The organism is Pseudoalteromonas sp. XMcav1-K, from assembly GCF_044005875.1.
Lineage (GTDB): Bacteria > Pseudomonadota > Gammaproteobacteria > Enterobacterales > Alteromonadaceae > Pseudoalteromonas > Pseudoalteromonas spongiae.
In genome coordinates this window covers 247,967-269,260 of record NZ_JBIPJE010000043.1, presented here as the reverse complement: position 1 = coordinate 269,260, position 21,294 = coordinate 247,967, and the positions used below count along the sequence as shown (strand labels likewise).

Genomic DNA, 21,294 nt, shown 5'->3' with positions numbered 1-21,294 from the left:
ATAAAAAAGGCTGCAGATGCAGCCTTTTTTAAACGATAGGTAAATTACCAGCCAGTTTTCTCAGCTAGTGCTTTACCGATATCAGCTAGTGAACGAACAGTTTTAACGCCTGCTGCTTCTAGCGCTGCGAATTTCTCGTCAGCTGTACCTTTACCGCCAGCGATAATCGCACCAGCGTGACCCATACGCTTACCTGGAGGAGCAGTAACACCAGCGATGTAAGAAACTACAGGCTTAGTTACATTAGCTTTAATGTATTCAGCAGCTTCTTCTTCAGCTGTACCACCGATCTCACCAATCATTACGATCGCTTCAGTTTGTGGATCTTTTTCGAACATTTCAAGAACGTCGATGAAGTTAGTACCTGGGATTGGGTCACCACCGATACCAACACATGTTGATTGACCGAAACCAGCATCAGTTGTTTGCTTAACAGCTTCGTAAGTAAGTGTACCAGAACGTGATACGATACCTACTTTACCTGGCTTGTGGATGTGACCAGGCATAATACCAATTTTAGTTTCACCCGGAGTGATAACACCTGGGCAGTTTGGACCAATCATGCGAACGCCAGTTTCGTCAAGCTTAACTTTAACGTCAACCATGTCTAGCGTTGGAATACCTTCAGTGATACAAACGATTAGCTCGATACCTGCATCGATAGCTTCAAGGATTGCATCTTTACAGAAAGGTGCTGGAACGTAGATTACAGATGCAGTTGCACCAGTAGATTCTACCGCTTCACGTACTGTGTTAAATACAGGAAGACCTAGGTGAGTTTGACCACCTTTACCTGGAGAAACACCACCAACCATTTGTGTACCGTACTCAAGCGCTTGCTCTGAGTGGAAAGTACCTTGGCCGCCAGTGAAACCCTGACAGATTACTTTAGTATCTTTGTTAATTAATACAGACATTATTTGCCCTCCGCAGCAGCAACAACTTTCTCAGCAGCGTCAGTTAGTGACTCAGCTGCGATGATGTCTAGGCCAGAGTTAGCAAGAACGTCACGACCAAGATCAGCGTTAGTACCTTCTAAACGTACAACTACAGGTACATTTACACCAACTTCTTTAACTGCACCAATGATACCTTCTGCGATCATGTCACAACGTACGATACCACCGAAGATGTTAACTAGTACTGCTTTAACATTGTCATCAGATAAGATGATCTTGAATGCTTCAGCTACACGCTCTTTCGTCGCGCCGCCACCTACGTCTAGGAAGTTAGCTGGCTTGCCGCCGTGCAGGTTTACGATGTCCATCGTACCCATTGCAAGGCCTGCACCGTTAACCATACAACCAACGTTACCGTCTAGTGCTACGTAGTTCAGTTCCCACTGAGCTGCGTGTGCTTCACGCTCGTCTTCTTGTGACGGATCGTGCATTTCACGGATTTTAGGCTGACGGTATAAAGCATTACCATCTACACCGATTTTACCGTCTAGACAGTGAAGGTTACCTTCGTCAGTGATTACTAATGGGTTGATTTCTAATAGTGCGAAATCATGGTCGTTGAACATGTTAGCAAGACCCATGAAGATCTTAACAAACTGCTTCATTTGTGTAGGGTTTAAACCTAGTTTGAAGCCTAGTTCACGTGCCTGGTAAGCTTGAGGACCTACTAGTGGATCGATCTCAGCTTTGTGAATTAGTTCTGGTGTTTCTTCAGCAACTTGTTCGATTTCAACACCACCTTCAGTAGATGCCATGAAAACAACTTTACGAGAAGCACGGTCTACTACAGCGCCAAGGTATAATTCGTTAGCGATATCTGTGCAGCTTTCAACAAGGATTTTAGCTACTGGCTGACCATTTTCGTCAGTTTGGTAAGTAACTAAGTTTTTACCTAACCAGTTTTGTGCAAATTCTTTGATTTCTTCTTTGCTGTCAGCAAGCTTTACACCGCCCGCTTTACCACGTCCACCTGCGTGAACCTGACATTTAACAACCCACTTGTCACCGCCAATTTTATCAGCAGCTTCTGCAGCTTCCTGAGGAGTGTCACATGCATAACCCTCAGAAACTGGTAAACCATAGTCGGCAAATAATTTCTTTGCCTGATACTCATGCAAATTCATGATGCTTTTCCAATTGTATTACGTAAAGGGTTGAACCGTTGTTCAACCATCCCAAATTGCGCACCTAGTATAGTCGCACCAATCAGGTATGAAAACCCCAGTACGACCAAAGGCGCAAAAAAAAAGCTGCGAATCACTCCACAGCTTATTTTTTAATCCAAATCTATTATACGTCTAATAATAAACGCGTTGGATCTTCTAGTAATTCCTTAATTGTTACCAAGAAACCAACTGATTCTTTACCATCGATTTGACGGTGGTCATACGATAGTGCTAGATACATCATAGGTAAAATTTCAACTTTACCATTTACCGCCATTGGACGATCTTGGATTTTGTGCATACCAAGAATAGACGATTGCGGTAAGTTGATGATTGGCGTAGAAAGTAGTGAACCAAAAACACCACCGTTAGTAATCGTGAAGTTACCACCTGTCATGTCATCAACAGTAAGTTTACCGTCACGACCTTTAAGTGCTAGTTCACGAATACCTTTTTCAATCTCAGCAACTGATAGCTTGTCACAGTCACGAAGTACAGGAGTTACTAAACCGCGAGGCGTAGAAACTGCAATGCTGATATCGAAGTAGTTGTGATAAACAATGTCATCACCGTCGATAGACGCGTTTACTTCAGGGAAACGCTTAAGCGCTTCAGTAACTGCTTTCACGTAGAAAGACATGAAACCTAAACGGATGCCGTGACGCTCTTCAAATACATCTTTGTATTGCTTACGAAGATCCATGATTGGTTTCATATTTACTTCGTTAAACGTTGTAAGCATTGCTGTTGAATTCTTAGCTTCTAGAAGACGGTTAGCAATTGTCTTACGAAGACGTGTCATAGGAACACGCTTTTGCGTACGCTCACCAAGTGCAACCGCTGGTGCTGCCGCCGCAGGTGCTGCTGATTTAGCTGCTGGTGCTTTTAAGAACGCGTCTACGTCTTCTTTAGTGATACGACCGCCTTTACCAGAACCTTTGATTTGTGAAGCATCAAGGCCTTTTTCTGCAATTAGACGACGAACAGAAGGCGTTAACACGTCTGTGTTTTCATCAGATGCTGCTGGTGCTTCAGCTGTTGCTGCTGGCGCTGCCGCCGCTGGTGCTGCACCTGCAACTAGTTTACCGATTACTTGTTCGCCAAGTACTGTATCGCCTTCCGCGTGAATGTGATCACCCATTACACCATCTTCTGGCGCTACAACTTCAAGAACAACTTTGTCAGTTTCGATGTCTACTAGGTTTTGGTCACGGCTTACCGCTTCACCTGGTTGAACATGCCATGTTGCAATCGTAGCGTCTGCTACTGATTCTGGAAGTACAGGAACTTTAATATCCACTTCTTTACCTTCTGCTGCTGGCGCCGCTGCCGGCGCTGCTGTTGTTTCTGCTGGCGCAGCTGCTGCATCCGCCGCACCTAATAGTGCAATCACTTGTTCACCAAGTACCGTTGCACCTTCCGTTTGAGAAATTTCAGTAACTACACCATCTTCAGGTGCAACTACTTCTAACACTACTTTGTCTGTTTCAATATCAACAAGGTTTTGATCGCGGCTAACTGTATCACCAACGTTCACGTGCCAAGTTGCAACTGTTGCATCTGCAACAGATTCAGGAAGAACAGGAACCTTAATTTCGGTTGTCATCTCTTATTCCTTATTTTTTAATTGTTAGAGCGTCGGCGATCAACGCAGTTTGTTCTTTAGTATGGGTAGACATATAACCACATGCTGGCGAAGCTGATGCCTTACGGCCTGCATAGCTTAAGTTAGCACCTTGTGGAATTGCTTCCCAGAAATGGTGTTGCGAGCAATACCAAGCACCTTGGTTTTGCGGCTCTTCTTGACACCATACGAAATCTTTAACATGTTGGTAGCGCTGCATAATTGTTTCCATTTCCGCATGTGGGAATGGGTACAATTGCTCAACACGTACAATAGCAACATTGTTTAGCTCTTGTTCACGACGCTGTTGTAGTAGCTCGTAGTAAACCTTACCACTACAGAACACAACACGCTCAACTTTACTTGCATCAATATCATCGATTTCATCAATCATATTGTTGAATACACCCGTTGAAAGCTCTTCAAGGCTTGAAACAGCAAGTGGGTGACGCAGTAATGATTTAGGTGTCATAACAATCAATGGACGACGCAGAGGGCGAACTGATTGACGACGGATCATTGCGTAAACCTGAGCTGGCGTTGACGGCACACATACTTGCATATTGTGGTCAGCACATAGCTGTAAGAAGCGCTCTAAACGTGCAGAGCTGTGCTCTGGACCTTGGCCTTCATAACCATGCGGTAGCAATATAGTTAAGCCACATAAACGGCCCCATTTTTGCTCACCAGAACTTAAGAATTGGTCAAATACAACCTGTGCGCCGTTGGCAAAGTCACCGAACTGCGCTTCCCAACATACTAAAGATGTTGGTTCTGCTGTTGCATAACCGTATTCAAACGCAAGTACCGCTTCTTCGGATAATACCGAATCGTACACTTCAAACGCGCCTTGTTCAGGGCGAATATTTTGTAGCGGCAAATAGGTAGAAGCATCTGCTTGGTTGTGCACTACTGCATGGCGGTGGAAGAACGTACCACGACCAGAATCCTGACCGGTAATACGAATATCTGTACCTTCGTCTACTAGTGATGCATAAGCAAGTGTCTCAGCCATACCCCAGTCTAGCGGCTTTTCGCCCGCTGCCATCGCTTTACGATCATCGTAAATTTTCTTAACGCGAGACTGTGCTTTGTGGTTTTCAGGGTAATTAGCAACTGATTCACCCAATGCTTTCAGCTTATCAAGCGGCAGCGCTGGATCGTATGCAACGTCCCAATCGTGACCCACAAACTTAGACCAATCTGATGAGTGTTTTGTGTCTGGTTGAATTTCATCAACAACACACACACCGTTGTCTAAACCGTTACGGTAGTTATCAGCAAGCGCTTTTGCTTCATCAGCACTTAATACGCCTTGAGACACGAGCGTATCAGCGTAAATCTGACGCGGCACAGGGTGCTTTTTGATTTTCTGATACATTAACGGCTGAGTCGCATTTGGCTCATCCGCTTCGTTGTGACCATGACGACGGTAACATACTAAGTCAATTACTACGTCACGCTTAAACTTGTTTCGGAAATCAAGCGCAAGTTGCGTTACAAAAGCAACTGCTTCTGGGTCGTCTGAATTTACGTGGAAAATAGGTGCCTGCACCATTTTCGCGATATCAGTACAGTATTCAGTTGAGCGAACGTCTTCTTGTTTAGAAGTTGTAAAACCAACTTGGTTGTTTACAACGATACGAATCGAACCGCCAACACTGAATGCGCGTGTTTGTGATAGGTTGAATGTTTCTTGAACCACACCTTGGCCAGCAATTGCCGAGTCACCGTGAATAGTGATAGGTAGTGCTTTTGAGCCATTCGTACAGCCTAAACGGTCTAAACGTGCACGTACTGAACCCATTACCACCGGATTAACGATTTCTAAATGCGACGGGTTAAACGCAAGTGCCATGTGCACGTTGCCGCCCGTAGTTGCGAAATCAGATGAGTAACCCATGTGATATTTAACGTCACCAGAACCTGCTAATTCGCCATATTTACCAGCGAATTCATCAAACAGAACCTGAGGGTTTTTACCAAGTACGTTAACTAAAACGTTTAAACGACCACGGTGCGCCATACCAATAACGGCTTCTTCCTGACCACTTTCCCCTGCTCTGTGAATTAATTCTTTAAGCATAGGTACTAGCGCATCACCACCTTCTAGTGAGAAACGTTTTGCACCTGGGAATTTAGCACCTAGGTATTTTTCAAGACCATCAGCAGCCGTTAGGCCTTTTAAGATGCGTAACTTAGTTTCGTTGCTAAATTGAGGCTGGGCAAAGTTAGATTCTAAACGCTGTTGTAACCAACGTTTTTCTTCTGTAGACGTGATATGCATATATTCAGCGCCAATCGAACCACAGTAGGTTTTCTTAAGTGCTGCATATAAGTCTTTTAGTTTCATAGTGTCACTGCCTGAAGCAAATGACCCTACGTTGAATTCTTTATCTAGGTCAGAATCCGTTAAATCGTGGTGTTCAAGTGTTAAATCACGTACTTTTTCACGCTGCCACAAACCTAATGGGTCAAGGTTTGCATTTTGGTGACCACGGAAACGGTATGCATTAATTAATTGCAGAACCCTAACCTGTTTTGCATCAGATGCGCCACCTGCTGCAACGACTACTTCTTTATGCTTGTTTTTCGCAAGCTCGGCAAATTGTGCTCTTATGTCGGAATGTTTTACATCGACATCTACACCTTCTACTTTCGGTAGTGCATCAAACACTTCACGCCATTCGTCAGAAACTGAACTCGCGTCATCTAAGTACGCTTCATACAGTTCTTCTACGTATGCGACATTACCACCGTTAAAGTGAGAAGACTCTAGCCATGCCTTCATTACACCTTCGTGCATTTATAAGCCCTTTTTACTAGCGCAGAATACTAAGTTTTAGTTAAACGGCGATAACATAGTTATCGCCGCGGTGTTTTGTGTTACTGCCGTTTTATACCGAACGGTTTAGTAACATAGACTTAATGTGACCAATTGCCTTAGTTGGATTAAGGCCCTTAGGACACACGTTGACACAGTTCATGATACCGTGACAACGGAATACGCTGAATGCATCGTCTAAATCTGCTAAACGTTCTTCTGTCGCCGTATCGCGGCTATCAGCTAAGAAACGGTAAGCGTGTAGCAACCCAGCAGGACCAATGAACTTGTCAGGGTTCCACCAGAATGATGGGCATGAAGTTGAACAACATGCACATAAGATACACTCATATAAACCATCAAGCTTGTCACGTTCTTCAATTGATTGAAGACGCTCTTCACCGCCTGTTGGCTTATCGTTGATTAAGAATGGCTTAACTTTCTCGTATTGTGAATAGAATTGAGACATATCAATTACTAAATCACGAACAACTGGTAAGCCTGGTAATGGACGAATAACGATTTTACCCTTACCTAGTGCAGATAATGGAGTAATACACGCTAAACCGTTTTTACCATTCATGTTTACACCGTCAGAACCACATACACCTTCACGGCATGAACGACGGAAAGAAAGTGTTGGATCTTGCTCTTTCAATTGTAAAAGTGCATCCAATACCATCATATCGCGACCTTCTTCTACCTCAAGGGTATAGTCTTGCATACGCGGTGCGTTGTCTACATCTGGATTGTAACGATAGACAGAAAATTGTAATTGTGCCATTGACTTCGCTCCTAGTAAGTACGTGCTTTAGGTGGGAAGGCTTCACGTGTTTTAGGTGAGAAGTTCACCTCACGCTTAGACATTTCTTCCGTCACTGGGCTATAAACTGAGTGACATAACCAGTTTTCATCGTCACGCTCTGGGAAATCGAAGCGCGAATGTGCACCACGGCTTTCTGTACGGAAATTCGCAGCAACAGCTGTTGAGTACGCAGTTTCCATTAAGTTATCTAGCTCTAAACACTCAATACGTTGCGTGTTGAACTCAGATGACTTGTCGTCAAGACGTGCGTGCTGTAAGCGTTCACGAATTTCTTTAAGCTCTGTAAGACCTGTTGCCATTGCATCACCTTCACGGAATACCGAGAAGTTAAGCTGCATGCATTTTTGTAGGTCTTTCTTGATCTGTACTGGGTCTTCACCTTGGCCTGGTTTAGAAGTTTCCCAACGATTGAAACGAGCCATCGCTGCTTCTAGATCAGATTCAGATGCGTCTTTCGAAATTTCAGCATCTTTTAGGTATTGACCAAGGAAGTTACCCGCTGCACGACCAAATACAACAAGGTCAAGTAGTGAGTTACCACCTAAGCGGTTTGCACCGTGTACAGATACACATGCAATTTCACCTACTGCGAATAAACCTTCAACTAATTTCTCATTGCCTGCACCATCTACGTTAATAACTTGACCATTAACGTTAGTTGGTACACCACCCATCATGTAGTGACATGTTGGGATTACTGGAATTGGCTCTTTTGCAGGGTCAACGTGTGCGAATGTCTTAGAAAGGTCACAAACACCTGGAAGACGTAGGTTTAGCATCTCAGCACCTAAGTGATCTAACTTAAGTTTGATGTGCGTACCCCATGGGCCTTCACAACCGCGGCCTTCACGGATTTCTGTCATCATTGCACGAGCAACAACGTCACGACCCGCTAAGTCTTTAGCGTTTGGTGCGTAACGTTCCATGAAGCGTTCGCCGTCTTTATTTAGAAGATAACCACCTTCACCACGACAACCTTCTGTAACTAGTGTACCTGCACCTGCAATACCCGTTGGGTGGAACTGCCACATTTCCATGTCTTGCATTGAAATGCCAGCACGTGTTGCCATACCAACACCGTCACCTGTGTTAATGTGCGCGTTTGTTGTAGATGCGAAGATACGACCTGCACCGCCAGTTGCTAAAACAACCGCTTTAGATTTGAAGTAAACTACTTCGCCGCTTTCGATATCAATAGCAGTACAACCAACAACGTCACCCTTGTCGTTTTTAACAAGGTCTAATGCGTACCATTCAGAGAACACATTTGTTTTGTTTTTAACGTTTTGTTGGTATAGGCAGTGAAGAAGCGCGTGACCAGTACGGTCAGCTGCTGCTGCAGTACGTGCAGCTTGTTCACCACCAAAGTTTTTCGATTGACCACCGAAAGGACGTTGGTAAACACGGCCATTTTCAAAACGTGAAAATGGTAAACCCATGTTTTCTAATTCTGTAATTGCTTCAGGACCTGTTTTGGTCATGTATTCAATCGCGTCTTGGTCACCGATGTAATCAGAACCTTTTACCGTATCGTACATGTGCCATTCCCAGTTATCTTCGTGGGAATTACCTAAAGCAACTGTGATACCACCTTGTGCAGACACCGTATGAGAACGGGTTGGGAATACTTTAGAAATAAGTGCACAAGTTTTACCTGATTCACTGATAGCCAGTGCAGCACGCATACCCGCACCACCGGCACCAATTACTACAGCGTCAAATTCTCTTGTTGAAATAGCCACTTACACACTCCAAAGAACAAAGAAACCAACAGCTACATATGCAAAAGCCATCAGGTTTAGGAAAAAGCCTAGGATTGCGCGCAATTTAGCGTTCTTAACATAGTCAGTTAGAACTTGCCACAAACCAATACGGGTATGAACCATCATGCAAACTAGCGCAGCTAAGGTATACACTTTTACTGCTAAGTTAGAAAATAATCCCTGCCACGCTTCAAACGTTACAGTTGGAGTAGTAAGAAAATACCCTAAGATAAACAGAGCATATGACGCTAATACAAGTGCTGTTGCACGTAATGATACAAAATCTTGTACACCGTCGCGTTTTAGAGATGCTTGATTAACTACCATATCCATACTCCTGCTAACACGGCTAATACAACCCATAGTGCCATTACAAACTTAGCACTTGCGTTACCTGAACCTAATTCTTCAAAACGACCCATATCCATTAGAAGGTGACGTACACCTGCAACTAAGTGATATAGAAGCGCGATTACCGCACCCCATGCAATGAATTTGGCAATGAACCCGGTAAACAGGCTCTTGACGAATTCAAAACCTTGAGGAGAAGAAAGTGATTCAGACCATGCCCAAATTACAAAAGATAAAGCGAAGAACAACGCCACACCAGAAATACGGTGCAGAATTGAAGCTTTAGCAGTTGCTGGCATCGAGATAGTAGATAAATCTAGATTTACAGGTCTTTGCTTTTTCACTGTTACTTGCCCATTGACTCTAAGGAGTCCAACTATTGTTGTTATAACCCACCAAAATATTGGTGGAACCATCAAAGCGAAATTTGCCACACAGCGATGACGAGTCGCAGTATGAAAAAACAGCATTCGCTCCAGACGAAAGGCATTCACGTTTTAGAATGCCTACCACAGTATATAAGACCATATGGCCTATTACAATTCTTGTTTAATAAGAGGTGCTTGCGAAGTAGCCATTGGTATAATATTTATTCGATCGAAGAATAGTTATCATCAATTGATGCATTTAAATTGACTTTCTTCCCTATTTATAAGTTAGAATAGATAGAATTTGCTTAACATCCGTATCAAAAATAACAAACTGGTTTGTTATATTTAAAGGAGATAATTAGATGGCAGACAAAAAAGCCACGGTCCATATTGATGGGCTAGATCCTATCGAACTTCCTATTTACTCTGGCACAGCTGGTCAGGACGTTATCGACGTTCGTACCCTAGGCAGCCATGGTTACTTCACGTTCGACCCGGGTTTCATGTCTACTGGTTCATGTGAATCAGCTATCACGTACATTGATGGCGCTAAAGGTGTTTTATTACACCGCGGCTACGCAATTGACGATTTAGCTGAACAATCAAACTATATCGAACTATGTTACTTACTATTAAATGGTGAGTTACCAAATGCCGAGCAGTTAGCTGGTTTTGAAAACGAAATCACAACTAACACTATGCTTCACGAAAAAATTGGTGCTTTCTTCCAAGGTTTCCGTGTAGATTCACACCCAATGGCAATGCTATGTGGTGTTGTTGGTGCACTTTCTTCTTTCTACCACAAAGATTTAGACATCACAGATCCAGCTCAACGTCATCGTAGTGCTGTTCGTCTAATTGCTAAGTTACCAACAATTGCGGCGATGTGTTACAAGTACAACATCGGTCAGCCGTTCGTATACCCACGCAACGATTTAAGCTATGCAGAAAACTTCTTACACATGATGTTCTCTGTACCTGCTGAAAAATATGAAGTAAGCCCTGTTCTTGCAAAAGCAATGGACCGCATCTTCATGCTTCACGCGGATCACGAACAAAACGCGTCAACATCGACTGTACGTTTAGCTGGTTCTTCAGGCGCTAACCCGTATGCATGTATCTCTGCTGGTATTGCATCACTTTGGGGCCCTGCGCACGGTGGTGCTAACGAAGCATGTCTAACAATGTTAGAAGAAATCGGTTCAGTAGACCGCATCGATGAATACGTTGCGAAAGCAAAAGATAAGAACGACCCATTCCGTCTAATGGGCTTTGGTCACCGTGTTTACAAGAACTTCGACCCACGTGCAACAGTAATGCGTGAAACGTGTCACGAAGTACTTAAAGAACTAAACATTGAAGATCCACTACTAGACGTAGCAATGCGTTTAGAGCAAATCGCACTAGAAGACCCATACTTCATCGAGAAGAAACTTTACCCTAACGTAGATTTCTACTCAGGTATCATTCTTAAAGCGATTGGTATTCCAACAAGCATGTTCACTGTAATCTTTGCAATGTCACGTACCGTTGGTTGGATCTCACACTGGGATGAGATGTTATCTCAACCTGGTCAGAAGATCGGTCGTCCTCGTCAGTTATACACTGGTGAAACAAAGCGTGATTATAAAGACGTAACGTCTCGTTAATCCTCTTTGAGTTTAAAAAAGCCGCTACTTGCGGCTTTTTTAATGTCTAAATCCCGTCAATAATTGCGAAAATTAGTGTATTTCATTAAAATCGCCGCTCGCATTCTCAGGTGGCACTATGTTAGATAATCAAAAAATCCGTTCTCATTTTCCATTTTTTAAACACACTGAATTTGTTTATTTAGATAATGGTGCAACTACACAAAAACCTCAGAACGTGATTGATGCAATTACCGATTTTTATACATACCACAATGCCAATGTGCATAGAGGCGTCAGTGAGTTTGCGTCAAACACTACCGCCTTATATGAGCAAGCACGGACAAAATTAGCACACTATTGTCAGGTAACAGCGGAACAAATTGTTTGGACCAAAGGCGCAACCGAAGCGATAAATCTGGTTGCCAGTTCAATTGATGCACATATCGAAAAAGATGATGTTATTATTATTTCGGCGCTTGAACACCACGCCAATATTGTGCCTTGGCAAACGCTGTGTAAACGCAAGGGTGCAAAGCTTCACATTCTACCAGTCGATGGAAATGGTGTACTAAATTTAGATGTTAGTTTAGCCATGATTAACACACTAAAGCCGAAACTGATGGCGATTAGTCATGCATCGAACACCTTAGGTAATATTTTACCAATACAAGACTTGCTTGATGCCGCACATGCCTTCAATGCCATTACTCTGGTTGATGGTGCACAAGCGATGCAACATTTAAGGCCAAATATTAGTGCGCTTAATTGTGACTTTTATGTGCTATCTGCACACAAAATGTTTGGACCAACAGGCGTTGGTGCATTAATCGCTAAACCGCACACTCTATCTTTACTGTCAACCTACCAAACAGGCGGCGAAATGATAGAACGCGTTAGCTTTAATGAAACAAGTTTTCGCCAGGGTAACGCCCGTTTCGAAGCAGGCACGCCGAATATCGCCGGCGTGATTGGTTTTGCCGCTGCACTTGATTTTATGGGCTCAAGCGAGATGGCAACGCAACTAGCTGTCGAAAAAGAACTCTATCAATACACGCTAAACGCACTTAAACAGATTGATGGAATAAAAATTTACGGCGATTTAAACAATAATATCGGCACAATTAGTTTTAACTACAAAGATGAACATAACCTTGACGTTGCGACCCTACTCGACCAAGCCGGCATTATTGTACGTTCAGGTAACCACTGTACTCAGCCATTGATAAATCTACTCGGTGTTGAGGGTACCATTCGTGTCAGTTTAAGTTGCTATAACAGCTTTGATGATATTGACCGCTTTATTGTTGCATTAAAACAAGCTATAGAATTATTAGATTAACTATGACAGAACAATATCAAAGATTAAAACAGCACTTTATCGCCAAAAAAGCATGGCAAGATAAGTACCGTGAAATTATGTTGCTTGGTAAACAGTTACCAAAATTACCAGCTGAACTCAAAGTTGACCACGCAAAAGTGAATGGCTGCGAAAGCAATGTTTGGCTTTATGTCGATTTTGACGAAAGCGAAAAGCATATCGTGGTGACAGCAGACTCTGATACACGCATCGTGAAAGGACTCATTTATATTATTTCTACACTGGTTAACGGTTTAACTGTGGATGAAATTAAGCGCATAAATATTCAACATGAATTCAATGAATTGGGGCTTTTACAGCACTTAAGCCCAAGTCGCGGTAACGGAATTTTAGCGATTGCGGATGCGATTACACAATTTGCAATACAAAGTGATGATTAAAGCCTGCTCACAAGATTATATTGCATACAATTTTTATAACAAAGTTTTATAGGTAACAATCAAAGCAACTAACTTTGATTGTTACGCTCACATTTTTCTAAGTATTTTTTCACACTTTTTGCCGCTGCAAAAAACGCAAAACTACCTGTCACCATGGTTAACGAGCCGAAGCCTGTTTGACAGTCCATATTCATATTGCCATCAGCACCGGCTTTCGCATGACACACACTGCCATCACTTGATGGGTACACCAATTGCTCTTCTGAATAAATACAATCCACACCAAATTTACGTTTTGGATTACTTGAAAAGTTGTATTGCTTACGCAGTAAATAGCGTACTTTCGCAAGCAACGGGTCTTGCTTGGTTTTAGCCACATCCCCTATTCTGATTTGGCTTGGATCGATTTGCCCGCCTGCGCCGCCTATTGTGATAATCGGTAATTTGTTGCGCTTACAATGGGCAATAAGTGCCGCTTTAACTTTTACTTGATCAATACAATCAATAACATAATCAAATTTTTCAATATGTTCTCTGATATTCTCAAATGTTAAAAAGTCATCAATAACTGACACATTACAATCAGGGTTTATCTCGTTAATTCGACTTGCCATGGCATCAACTTTCGCCTCGCCAATAGTCGATGTCAACGCGTGGATTTGACGGTTAACGTTGGTGACGCAAATATCATCTAAATCAATTAAGGTAATGTTACCAAGTCCCGTACGCGCTAAACTTTCAGCGACCCAACTACCCACACCGCCAATGCCAACAACACAAAAATGGGCATTATTAAGCAGTTTTTGTTGTTCAATTCCGTAAAGTCGTGCAATGCCGCCAAAACGATTTTGATAAGACTCTGTCATGTAATTTTTAACCTTAATTAAATTCGTGCCAAGGCGTGTGCCATTGTTCGATAATCTTTTTTGTTTCACAGTGCTCAAATAAGCCACCGCATGGCTTAACACTAAAATAATATGGTGTATTACCAAACGTGAATTTAATCGCATATGCATGCAAATGACCACGTTCGCTATGCTCACCGCCATAGCGTTCATCGCCTAAAATAGGCACCGATAGGCTTTTAAGCACAACCCGTAGCTGATGCGTTTTACCAGTAATTGGTTGCAGCAAATAAAGGCGTAAACTGGGCTCAATTAACTGCGATTGAAACCGCGTTACAGAGGGGTTTTCCATAGTTTTTTGTAGTTTATAGCACCCACGGCGCGCCTTAACCAAGTCGCCTTTTACCCAACCCTGCTTTTTTGTAGGTTTACCTTGCGCAACTGCTAAATAGTATTTTTCCAGTGTGTTTTTGTGCTTTTGACTAAACAAATCACCAAATTCTGCAGCAGCTTGTTTGGTCCTCGCAACAATCACTAAGCCCGATGTCATTTTATCTAAGCGATGTACTGGATAGAGCTTTTCATTCACCTGCTTTTCAAACAGTACAAAAAAACCCTCTCCATCTTCGCTATGGAAGCTTACATCATGGGGTTTATTCACCACATAAAATTCATCGCATGCGAATACTATTGGATAACTCATCAACTTACTTGCTTAAAAAAGCATTCACCTTAGCGAGATCTTCAGGCGTATCAACACCTGGCTGCGGCGCTTCGATTGCCGTTTGTACTTTTATCTTTTTGCCATGATATAACACACGTAGCTGCTCTAATGATTCGATTTGCTCAAGCGGTGATACCTCAAGAGTAATATATTCTTTAATAAAACCCGCACGATATGCATAAATACCAATATGGCGTTGATAGAAATCGCCAATTTCAGAAATTTCATCTTTGCCTAAAAAGCGGTTTCGATCATAAGGAATCGTTGCACGTGAAAAATACAACGCATTATTGTGATTATCAGCTACAACTTTTACCACGTTAGGGTTAAGGGCTTCTTCAATATCGTCAATTGCCACGCTTAACGTTGCCATTGGCGCCGAATCAGATGCTAACAAACTTGCTACCTGCGCGATGTTTTGCGGTGGAATTAACGGTTCATCACCTTGTACATTCACTACGATTGTGTCATCTGGTAAGTTAAGTTTTGTCACTACTTCAGCAAGGCGTTCTGTGCCCGATTCATGATCTTCACGAGTCATTAAAACTTCACCATTAAAGCGTTTAACAGCCGCTTCTATCTCAATATGATCCGTTGCGACAATTACCCGTTTTGCACCAGATGCCAGCGCTTTTTCATATACGTGCTGCACCATTGGCTTGCCTTGTATATCAGCCAGTGGTTTAGCCGGTAAACGGCTCGACGCATAGCGCGCTGGAATAATGACTACGAATTCCACTTTTCAACCTCTTCAAGTGATAATTCGCGTGCCTCTTCTTCAAGCAATACCGGAATATCATCTCTTACTGGGTAAGCCAGTTTTGCTTGAGTGCTAATAAGCTCTAAATTCTCGCGGTCAAATTTAAGATGACCTTTCGTTACAGGGCAAGCAATGATTTCGAGTAGTTTTGTGTCAAACGCCATGATTATGGATCCCTTTTTCAATTAACAACTGGTCGAGGTTGTCGACCAGTTGTTTAGTTGGTTTAGCGGTAACTTTTAAATAATACCAATTTGCTTTCGCGAATGACTGGCATTTTACCGCATCTTTTTCAGTCATTAAGATTGCACCGTCTAGTGCGGCAAAGTCACTTTCACTGTATGTGTGATGATCTTTAAAAATAGTATGTCCGTGCACCAGAATATTCTGCTCATTTACACTTTGCTCAAAGCGGCTGGGATTACCTATTGCACTCACTAAGTGAACTGGACTGTCTAAATTGGAAACTTTTTGCCCATCAATTATGCGATATATGCCATCTACTATGAGCTGGTACCCGTTATCCTCTGCAGTGCCATTAGTAATGGTTAAATCAACATGTTTTAGTCTGCTTTTCGCTTCGCGAAGAGGACCTGCTGGCATAACAAAGCCGTTACCAAATTGACGTTTCCCATCAACAATGCAAAGCTCTATAGAACGCGCCATTTGGTAATGTTGCAATCCGTCATCAGCAATAATCACATCAGGGTTAATGTGCTTCTTTAAATAATCGATACTTAAATTTCGATTTGGGCACACTACAACAGGTTCACCTGTGCGAACGGCTATCAACTTAGGTTCATCACCACAAACTTCAGGTGATACCTTTTCTGTCACTAATAAAGGTTGGCTTTGAGTTTGACCACCATAACCACGTGAAATAACCGCAACCGATAAACCTTTTTGCTTCAAATAATCGACAAGAAACAAGGTAAATGGTGTTTTGCCTGTGCCACCTACCGCAATATTACCCACAACAATGACTTTCGGTTTATCAGTCGCCAATTGTAATTTTCGCTTGCGATTGAAGCGATATAGCGTAATTAGATAAAACAGCGCACTTAGCGGTAATAAAAGCCAAGTAATACCAAATTTTTGATACCAGCTTTTTTCAATCACATTCATTAGTCGTTAGCCTGCATTTTTTGCAATGCTAAATAGGCGCCTTGCTTTTCAATTAACTCAGCGTGCGAACCCGACTCGATTATTTGCCCTTTATCTAATACATAAATGACATCAGAATTTTCAATCGTTGATAAGCGGTGCGCAATAACAATTGACGTGCGCCCTTTCATTAAATCGTTTAACGCATGTTGAATTAATTTTTCTGACTCAGTATCGAGTGCTGACGTAGCTTCATCTAAAATTAAAATTGGCGCGTTTTTAAGCAATGCTCGTGCGATAGCAATGCGTTGACGTTGTCCGCCAGAAAGCATTACGCCATCTTCACCGACAATAGTTTGTAAACCTTCTGGTAAGTCTTTTACAAATTCCCAAACGTGCGATTGCTCAACAATTTTTTGCAGCTTTTCAGGGGTGATATCACCTTTAAAGCCGTAAGTGATATTGTTCTCGATAGTATCGTTGAATAACACTACTTGTTGCGACACGATAGCAAATTGTTCGCGTAACCAAGTTAAATCAAAGGTATTAACCGATAGCCCGTCGAGTTTGATATCGCCATTAGTGTAGGTATCGTAAAAACGTGGTAACAGGTTAGAGAGTGTTGATTTTCCTGAGCCTGAACGGCCAACTAAGGCTACCGATTGCCCAGGTTTAATATCCATGGTTAGTTCGTTTAAAATATTGCGCTCGGTATTTGGGTAGGCAAACGACAAGCTCTCGATTGTGATATGGCCCTGACATTTTTCCAGCGTTTTTGAGCCGGTGTCTTTTTCATTCTCCAAATCTAAGATATCAAAAATACTTTTTGCCGCAGCAATACCACGCTGCAATTCTACATTCACATTTGATAGCTGTTTTAACGGGCGTAGCATCATCATCATTGCAGTTAATAAGCTAACGAACGCGCCTGTAGAAATAGGCTCAACAAGTTTAAAGCCAATTGCGGCCAACACCATGGCGATGGCAGATGCAGCAATAATTTGAATACTGGCAACGCTCAGCGCTTTCGTCGCATCCATTTTTACGCGTTGTTGGCGATTACGGTTATTCACATCAGCAAAACGCTGCTGTTCAATCTCTTGACCACCAAATGAATGAATGACTTTATGCCCTTTTACCATTTGTTCTGACGCACGTGTTACGCCCCCCATGGCATCTTGAATACGTTTTGCAATAACACGAAAGCGTTTAGACACGATTGATACAATGCCTGCAACAATGGGCACGACTAAAATAAATAACAATGATAATTGCCAGCTGGCAATCAACATATTGATCACTAAGAAAATAACAAACGCCCCTTCTCGCACTATGGTGATCAAGGCTTTTGTTATCGCTGTTTGTACTTGTTCTGCATCAAAGGTAATTTTTGAAATTAATTCACCGGTTGAATGCTGATCGTGAAATGACACTGGTAAATGAAGTAACTTAGCAAACAATTCTTTGCGAATTGCCATCACCACGTGTGAGCCCACATTGGCTAAGCAGTAACTTGAAACGAAGTTAAACACACCGCGAAATAGCACCAATAAAATCACCACAACCGGTGCCCACTTCATCACCTCTTGATTTTTCGCCGTCAAACCTTGCTCAATAAACGGGTCCATTAAATAAACAAATAATCCGTCCATTGCGGCATAGCCTAACATTCCAATAATGGCGAATGTGGCTGCGAGTTTATGCGGTTTGACGTAGGTTAATAAACGCTTGTAGTAATCAGATGAGGTTGTCATGGTGCTAACTTGAATTTATTTGCGCCTATTGTATAGCGCTATGATGCAAAACCCAAGAATTTCGCAGTGTTAATCAACGAGAAACCAGTAATTTTGCTGTTTTGCATAACTAAGTGTATATCCGCTTGATGTAACCACTATTTTGACTGCGCCGCGCGAGGTTGCCAGCTGCTTGGTGCCATATTCGGCATAACGTGTAACAACCGCTAAACTTGGTAATCGCCAACGGTTATATGCATTCACCGAATGAACCACCCAACGTGGTTGCGTTTTATTAATAAAGCCTTCGGTTGATGAACTATTACTGCCATGGTGGGGCGAAATAAGCACATCGATATTCTGAATGCTCGGCTCCGTTAACAACGTGTTTTCCCGCTCAGCTTCAATATCACCTGTTAATAACAGTTTAAATTGGCCACTTGTGATAAGTAGAACACAGGAACTGTTATTATCACTGTGTACTGTATGAGGTGCTGCAAACGACTTAAACCTTACATTTTCTAACCAATTTGCATTTATATTACAGGCTTTTTCAAACCCACTTATCGTGGAAAAATAACCAGCATGTCGTAAATCGGTTAACCCACCACTGTGATCATTATCATCATGACTTATCACTGTTTTGATTAAGTTCAAACGGTTTATCGCTAAGGTGGGTAACACCAGATGATTAAAATAGCTGAAGTCTTGATATCGCGCGCCTAAATCATAGAGCACCGCTTCACCTTGTTTACTTATGATCACCGATAAGCCATGACCCACATCCAATATACGTATTGTCAGGTTCGGCTCTTTATTAAGAGCATGGGCATAATAAAATACTAGAATAGGTAATGTCAGCAACGCGCTTCGATAATAATAAAGCAGCAATAAAACAGCAGCGATTGTTAGTATTATTAACTGCCAACTAATTTGAGGCACATAATGCCATGTTATATGTTCACCAATACGCTCGATATACTTGATAAGTAATGTCAATAGCGCATCCAGCCAACGATACGGCGTTGAAAAAGAAAACGCATAATCAACTAACACCACACAAAGCATTAATGGCATTACAAAGAACGAAAACAGCGGAATTGCTATAAGATTTACAAAAACACTCAATACACTGGTGCCGTTAAAAAACAACACAGTCAACGGCGCTAACGTAATGCTAATTACCAATTGAATAAATGCAAGTTGATACAGAGGACGGGTGATGCGCCGCTTATTTGTCAAATCAAGGGCAACCAGAATGCTGGCAACTGCGATAAATGAAAAATAAAATCCCGCACTTAACAATACAAATGGGTTAACTAATATAACCAGCAATAGCGCGCACAACAATGCCCGTTTACTGGTATAGCTGCGATTTACTAATAAGCATAAACATACTAATGCAATCATAATAAATGCACGTATTGCTGAGGTGGCATAATCAGCAGCGTGAAGATAAGTTGCGCACGCCGCTATGGCAATAAAATAAGGTGTAATTCTCAGTGTATTGTGAGATGAAAATTTGCTCACAAGTAATAGCGTTAGTTTCCCTAACCAAAATGAAAAGCCAAATACAATTGCCATATGTAGGCCAGAAACTGCAAATAAATGTGCAATTCCTAAGTTTCGAACTGCGCTTTTAATATTTGCAGGCATTGCACTTGTATCACCAAATAATACGCCTCGATATAGCCAACTATTACGAGATAAACTCCCCAGATTAGTAATGTGCGACGGCGTAGCGCGTGTTAACACAGCAAAATCATCAGTTTTCGACACACTGCCTTTGTACTTTAATCCCACATAAAAATTATGTAAGCGCCTGTCAAACAATCCCTCATTTAACCTGGGTTTAATTGGTTTGAACTTGGCACGTATTGATATGGTGTCGCCTACTTTGGGGCTATACTGAGTATTGATTGCACGAGATATATAAACTTGTGCTCGCATTAGCGCATAAGGCTTTAAATTCGTATTGGCAATTTTTGTTGTTTTAACAATTAGACGGTCATTAAATTGATAGTTATCTATTTGTTCTATAACCCCGTGCAGTACTTGTTTTTGTTGTAACTCGTCGTAGCTTAGGTTGCTACTATAAACACAGTGATAATATAAAATGGGGTAACTAGCACCGACTAGTAGCGTGATTATCGCGTAAAATTTGGCGGTGTTTTTTGTTGTAATAGCGACGATGACTAGTACAACCAGTATAATTGTCGAAAAAAAGACTAGCGTATTGAAGAAAAATAGTGACAATATGCAGCCAACAACAAAGCACACTATGCTTTGCCAAAAAGGAAGATGTAAACCGCCATGCCAAAAAAGACGATCCAAAAGCTGTTACCTGATCATAATAAGATTAAGCAAAACAAAACGCTTAGTATTTTTGGCGATATGTTACACGATGCAAATTTATGGCATTTAAATCGACGCTCAGCGCGTGGTGCATTCGCAGTTGGGTTATTTTGGGCATTTATTCCAGTTCCTTTTCAAATGCTGCTAAGCGCAGCAATCGCGATTCCATTTCGCGTAAATCTCCCGCTATCTGTAGCATTGGTTTGGATCACCAACCCTTTAACTATGGCACCGATTTTTTATTTTAACTACCTTGTTGGCTATTTGGTGTTAGGGCAACAAAAGCAAGATTTTACCTTCCAAGCAAGCTGGCAGTGGTTTGTTGACAGCTTATCAAGCATTGGCCCTGCGTTTATGGTAGGCAGTTTAGTGTGTGCAGCAGCAGCCTCTGCTATTGGTTATTTTGGTATTGATTATTTATGGCGTTATTCAGTACTAAAACAATGGAAAGCACGTAAACACAGAGGCTAACGCATTTAAGTTGGTATAAGAAAAGCATT

19 protein-coding genes are annotated in these 21,294 nt (G+C 42.0%); 4 read left to right on the top strand and 15 right to left on the bottom strand.

What is annotated here, in order from left to right; genetic code table 11:
• Positions 1 to 44 precede the first annotated feature (44 nt).
• The 8 genes from sucD to sdhC form a co-directional block, all read right to left on the bottom strand.
• Positions 45 to 917, bottom strand: a complete 873-nt coding sequence (gene sucD, locus ACHSBP_RS11510) for a succinate--CoA ligase subunit alpha (protein WP_010560048.1) — start codon at positions 915 to 917, stop codon at positions 45 to 47.
• Positions 917 to 2,083 carry an ADP-forming succinate--CoA ligase subunit beta gene (gene sucC, locus ACHSBP_RS11505; RefSeq protein ID WP_010560047.1) on the bottom strand — a complete coding sequence of 389 codons (1,167 nt, stop codon included), beginning with the start codon at positions 2,081 to 2,083 and terminating at the stop codon, positions 917 to 919. The genes sucD and sucC overlap by 1 nt, the downstream gene beginning before the upstream one ends.
• Positions 2,084 to 2,249: 166 nt before the next feature.
• Complete coding sequence (odhB, locus tag ACHSBP_RS11500; protein WP_395388918.1) at positions 2,250 to 3,731, bottom strand: 2-oxoglutarate dehydrogenase complex dihydrolipoyllysine-residue succinyltransferase; 1,482 nt, start codon at positions 3,729 to 3,731, stop codon at positions 2,250 to 2,252.
• A gap of 10 nt (positions 3,732 to 3,741) precedes the next feature.
• Complete coding sequence (locus ACHSBP_RS11495; protein WP_010560045.1) at positions 3,742 to 6,555, bottom strand: 2-oxoglutarate dehydrogenase E1 component; 2,814 nt, start codon at positions 6,553 to 6,555, stop codon at positions 3,742 to 3,744.
• A gap of 91 nt (positions 6,556 to 6,646) precedes the next feature.
• Positions 6,647 to 7,357 carry a succinate dehydrogenase iron-sulfur subunit gene (locus ACHSBP_RS11490; protein ID WP_010560044.1) on the bottom strand — a complete coding sequence of 237 codons (711 nt, stop codon included), beginning with the start codon at positions 7,355 to 7,357 and terminating at the stop codon, positions 6,647 to 6,649.
• Positions 7,358 to 7,368: 11 nt separating this feature from the next.
• Complete coding sequence (gene sdhA / locus ACHSBP_RS11485; protein ID WP_010560043.1) at positions 7,369 to 9,141, bottom strand: succinate dehydrogenase flavoprotein subunit; 1,773 nt, start codon at positions 9,139 to 9,141, stop codon at positions 7,369 to 7,371.
• Complete coding sequence (gene sdhD / locus ACHSBP_RS11480) at positions 9,142 to 9,489, bottom strand: succinate dehydrogenase, hydrophobic membrane anchor protein (RefSeq protein WP_010560042.1); 348 nt, start codon at positions 9,487 to 9,489, stop codon at positions 9,142 to 9,144. It abuts the gene before it with no gap.
• A complete protein-coding gene (sdhC, locus tag ACHSBP_RS11475; RefSeq protein WP_138632531.1) occupies positions 9,483 to 9,857 on the bottom strand; it encodes a succinate dehydrogenase, cytochrome b556 subunit in 375 nt (124 codons plus the stop codon). Before sdhC ends, sdhD begins: the two co-directional genes overlap by 7 nt.
• A gap of 389 nt (positions 9,858 to 10,246) precedes the next feature.
• Between sdhC and ACHSBP_RS11470 the strand changes: the two genes are divergently transcribed.
• The 3 genes from ACHSBP_RS11470 to ACHSBP_RS11460 all read left to right on the top strand — a co-directional run bounded on the left by ACHSBP_RS11470 (position 10,247) and on the right by ACHSBP_RS11460 (position 13,273).
• Positions 10,247 to 11,533, top strand: coding sequence for a citrate synthase (locus ACHSBP_RS11470; RefSeq protein ID WP_010560040.1), 1,287 nt, complete (start codon positions 10,247 to 10,249; stop codon positions 11,531 to 11,533).
• Between the two features lie 118 nt (positions 11,534 to 11,651).
• The gene (locus tag ACHSBP_RS11465; protein WP_395388916.1) at positions 11,652 to 12,854 is read left to right on the top strand and encodes an aminotransferase class V-fold PLP-dependent enzyme; all 1,203 of its coding nucleotides are present in this window, start codon (positions 11,652 to 11,654) and stop codon (positions 12,852 to 12,854) included.
• Positions 12,855 to 12,856: 2 nt separating this feature from the next.
• A complete protein-coding gene (locus ACHSBP_RS11460; protein ID WP_100913420.1) occupies positions 12,857 to 13,273 on the top strand; it encodes a SufE family protein in 417 nt (138 codons plus the stop codon).
• 68 nt (positions 13,274 to 13,341) lie between these two features.
• Here ACHSBP_RS11460 and tcdA read toward each other — a convergent pair whose 3' ends face one another.
• From tcdA to ACHSBP_RS11425, 7 genes are all read right to left on the bottom strand, one after another.
• Positions 13,342 to 14,139, bottom strand: coding sequence for a tRNA cyclic N6-threonylcarbamoyladenosine(37) synthase TcdA (gene tcdA, locus ACHSBP_RS11455; RefSeq protein ID WP_395388914.1), 798 nt, complete (start codon positions 14,137 to 14,139; stop codon positions 13,342 to 13,344).
• Between the two features lie 13 nt (positions 14,140 to 14,152).
• Positions 14,153 to 14,821 carry a pseudouridine synthase gene (locus tag ACHSBP_RS11450; protein ID WP_395388913.1) on the bottom strand — a complete coding sequence of 223 codons (669 nt, stop codon included), beginning with the start codon at positions 14,819 to 14,821 and terminating at the stop codon, positions 14,153 to 14,155.
• 4 nt (positions 14,822 to 14,825) lie between these two features.
• Positions 14,826 to 15,581, bottom strand: a complete 756-nt coding sequence (kdsB, locus tag ACHSBP_RS11445; protein WP_395388911.1) for a 3-deoxy-manno-octulosonate cytidylyltransferase — start codon at positions 15,579 to 15,581, stop codon at positions 14,826 to 14,828.
• Positions 15,569 to 15,766 (bottom strand): Trm112 family protein, encoded by a 198-nt coding sequence (locus tag ACHSBP_RS11440; RefSeq protein WP_010560034.1) that lies wholly within the window; start codon positions 15,764 to 15,766, stop codon positions 15,569 to 15,571. The genes kdsB and ACHSBP_RS11440 overlap by 13 nt, the downstream gene beginning before the upstream one ends.
• A complete protein-coding gene (gene lpxK, locus ACHSBP_RS11435; RefSeq protein WP_395388910.1) occupies positions 15,756 to 16,727 on the bottom strand; it encodes a tetraacyldisaccharide 4'-kinase in 972 nt (323 codons plus the stop codon). Before lpxK ends, ACHSBP_RS11440 begins: the two co-directional genes overlap by 11 nt.
• Complete coding sequence (msbA, locus tag ACHSBP_RS11430) at positions 16,727 to 18,460, bottom strand: lipid A export permease/ATP-binding protein MsbA (RefSeq protein ID WP_395388909.1); 1,734 nt, start codon at positions 18,458 to 18,460, stop codon at positions 16,727 to 16,729. The genes lpxK and msbA overlap by 1 nt, the downstream gene beginning before the upstream one ends.
• Before the next feature lie 69 nt (positions 18,461 to 18,529).
• The gene (locus tag ACHSBP_RS11425) at positions 18,530 to 20,773 is read right to left on the bottom strand and encodes a DNA internalization-related competence protein ComEC/Rec2 (RefSeq protein ID WP_395388907.1); all 2,244 of its coding nucleotides are present in this window, start codon (positions 20,771 to 20,773) and stop codon (positions 18,530 to 18,532) included.
• Here ACHSBP_RS11425 and ACHSBP_RS11420 point away from each other — a divergent pair.
• Positions 20,753 to 21,265, top strand: coding sequence for a DUF2062 domain-containing protein (locus ACHSBP_RS11420; protein WP_010560030.1), 513 nt, complete (start codon positions 20,753 to 20,755; stop codon positions 21,263 to 21,265). The two genes, ACHSBP_RS11425 and ACHSBP_RS11420, sit on opposite strands and share 21 nt — an antisense overlap.
• The last annotated feature ends 29 nt before the right edge of the window (positions 21,266 to 21,294 follow it).

Coding starts and splice junctions, on each gene's coding strand:
- sucD (WP_010560048.1), bottom strand. CDS start 917: ATGTCTGTATTAATTAACAAAGATACTAAAGTAATCTGTCAGGGTTTC.
- sucC (WP_010560047.1), bottom strand. CDS start 2,083: ATGAATTTGCATGAGTATCAGGCAAAGAAATTATTTGCCGACTATGGT.
- odhB (WP_395388918.1), bottom strand. CDS start 3,731: ATGACAACCGAAATTAAGGTTCCTGTTCTTCCTGAATCTGTTGCAGAT.
- ACHSBP_RS11495 (WP_010560045.1), bottom strand. CDS start 6,555: ATGCACGAAGGTGTAATGAAGGCATGGCTAGAGTCTTCTCACTTTAAC.
- ACHSBP_RS11490 (WP_010560044.1), bottom strand. CDS start 7,357: ATGGCACAATTACAATTTTCTGTCTATCGTTACAATCCAGATGTAGAC.
- sdhD (WP_010560042.1), bottom strand. CDS start 9,489: ATGGTAGTTAATCAAGCATCTCTAAAACGCGACGGTGTACAAGATTTT.
- ACHSBP_RS11470 (WP_010560040.1), top strand. CDS start 10,247: ATGGCAGACAAAAAAGCCACGGTCCATATTGATGGGCTAGATCCTATC.
- ACHSBP_RS11465 (WP_395388916.1), top strand. CDS start 11,652: ATGTTAGATAATCAAAAAATCCGTTCTCATTTTCCATTTTTTAAACAC.
- ACHSBP_RS11460 (WP_100913420.1), top strand. CDS start 12,857: ATGACAGAACAATATCAAAGATTAAAACAGCACTTTATCGCCAAAAAA.
- tcdA (WP_395388914.1), bottom strand. CDS start 14,139: ATGACAGAGTCTTATCAAAATCGTTTTGGCGGCATTGCACGACTTTAC.
- ACHSBP_RS11450 (WP_395388913.1), bottom strand. CDS start 14,821: ATGAGTTATCCAATAGTATTCGCATGCGATGAATTTTATGTGGTGAAT.
- ACHSBP_RS11440 (WP_010560034.1), bottom strand. CDS start 15,766: ATGGCGTTTGACACAAAACTACTCGAAATCATTGCTTGCCCTGTAACG.
- lpxK (WP_395388910.1), bottom strand. CDS start 16,727: ATGAATGTGATTGAAAAAAGCTGGTATCAAAAATTTGGTATTACTTGG.
- msbA (WP_395388909.1), bottom strand. CDS start 18,460: ATGACAACCTCATCTGATTACTACAAGCGTTTATTAACCTACGTCAAA.
- ACHSBP_RS11420 (WP_010560030.1), top strand. CDS start 20,753: ATGCCAAAAAAGACGATCCAAAAGCTGTTACCTGATCATAATAAGATT.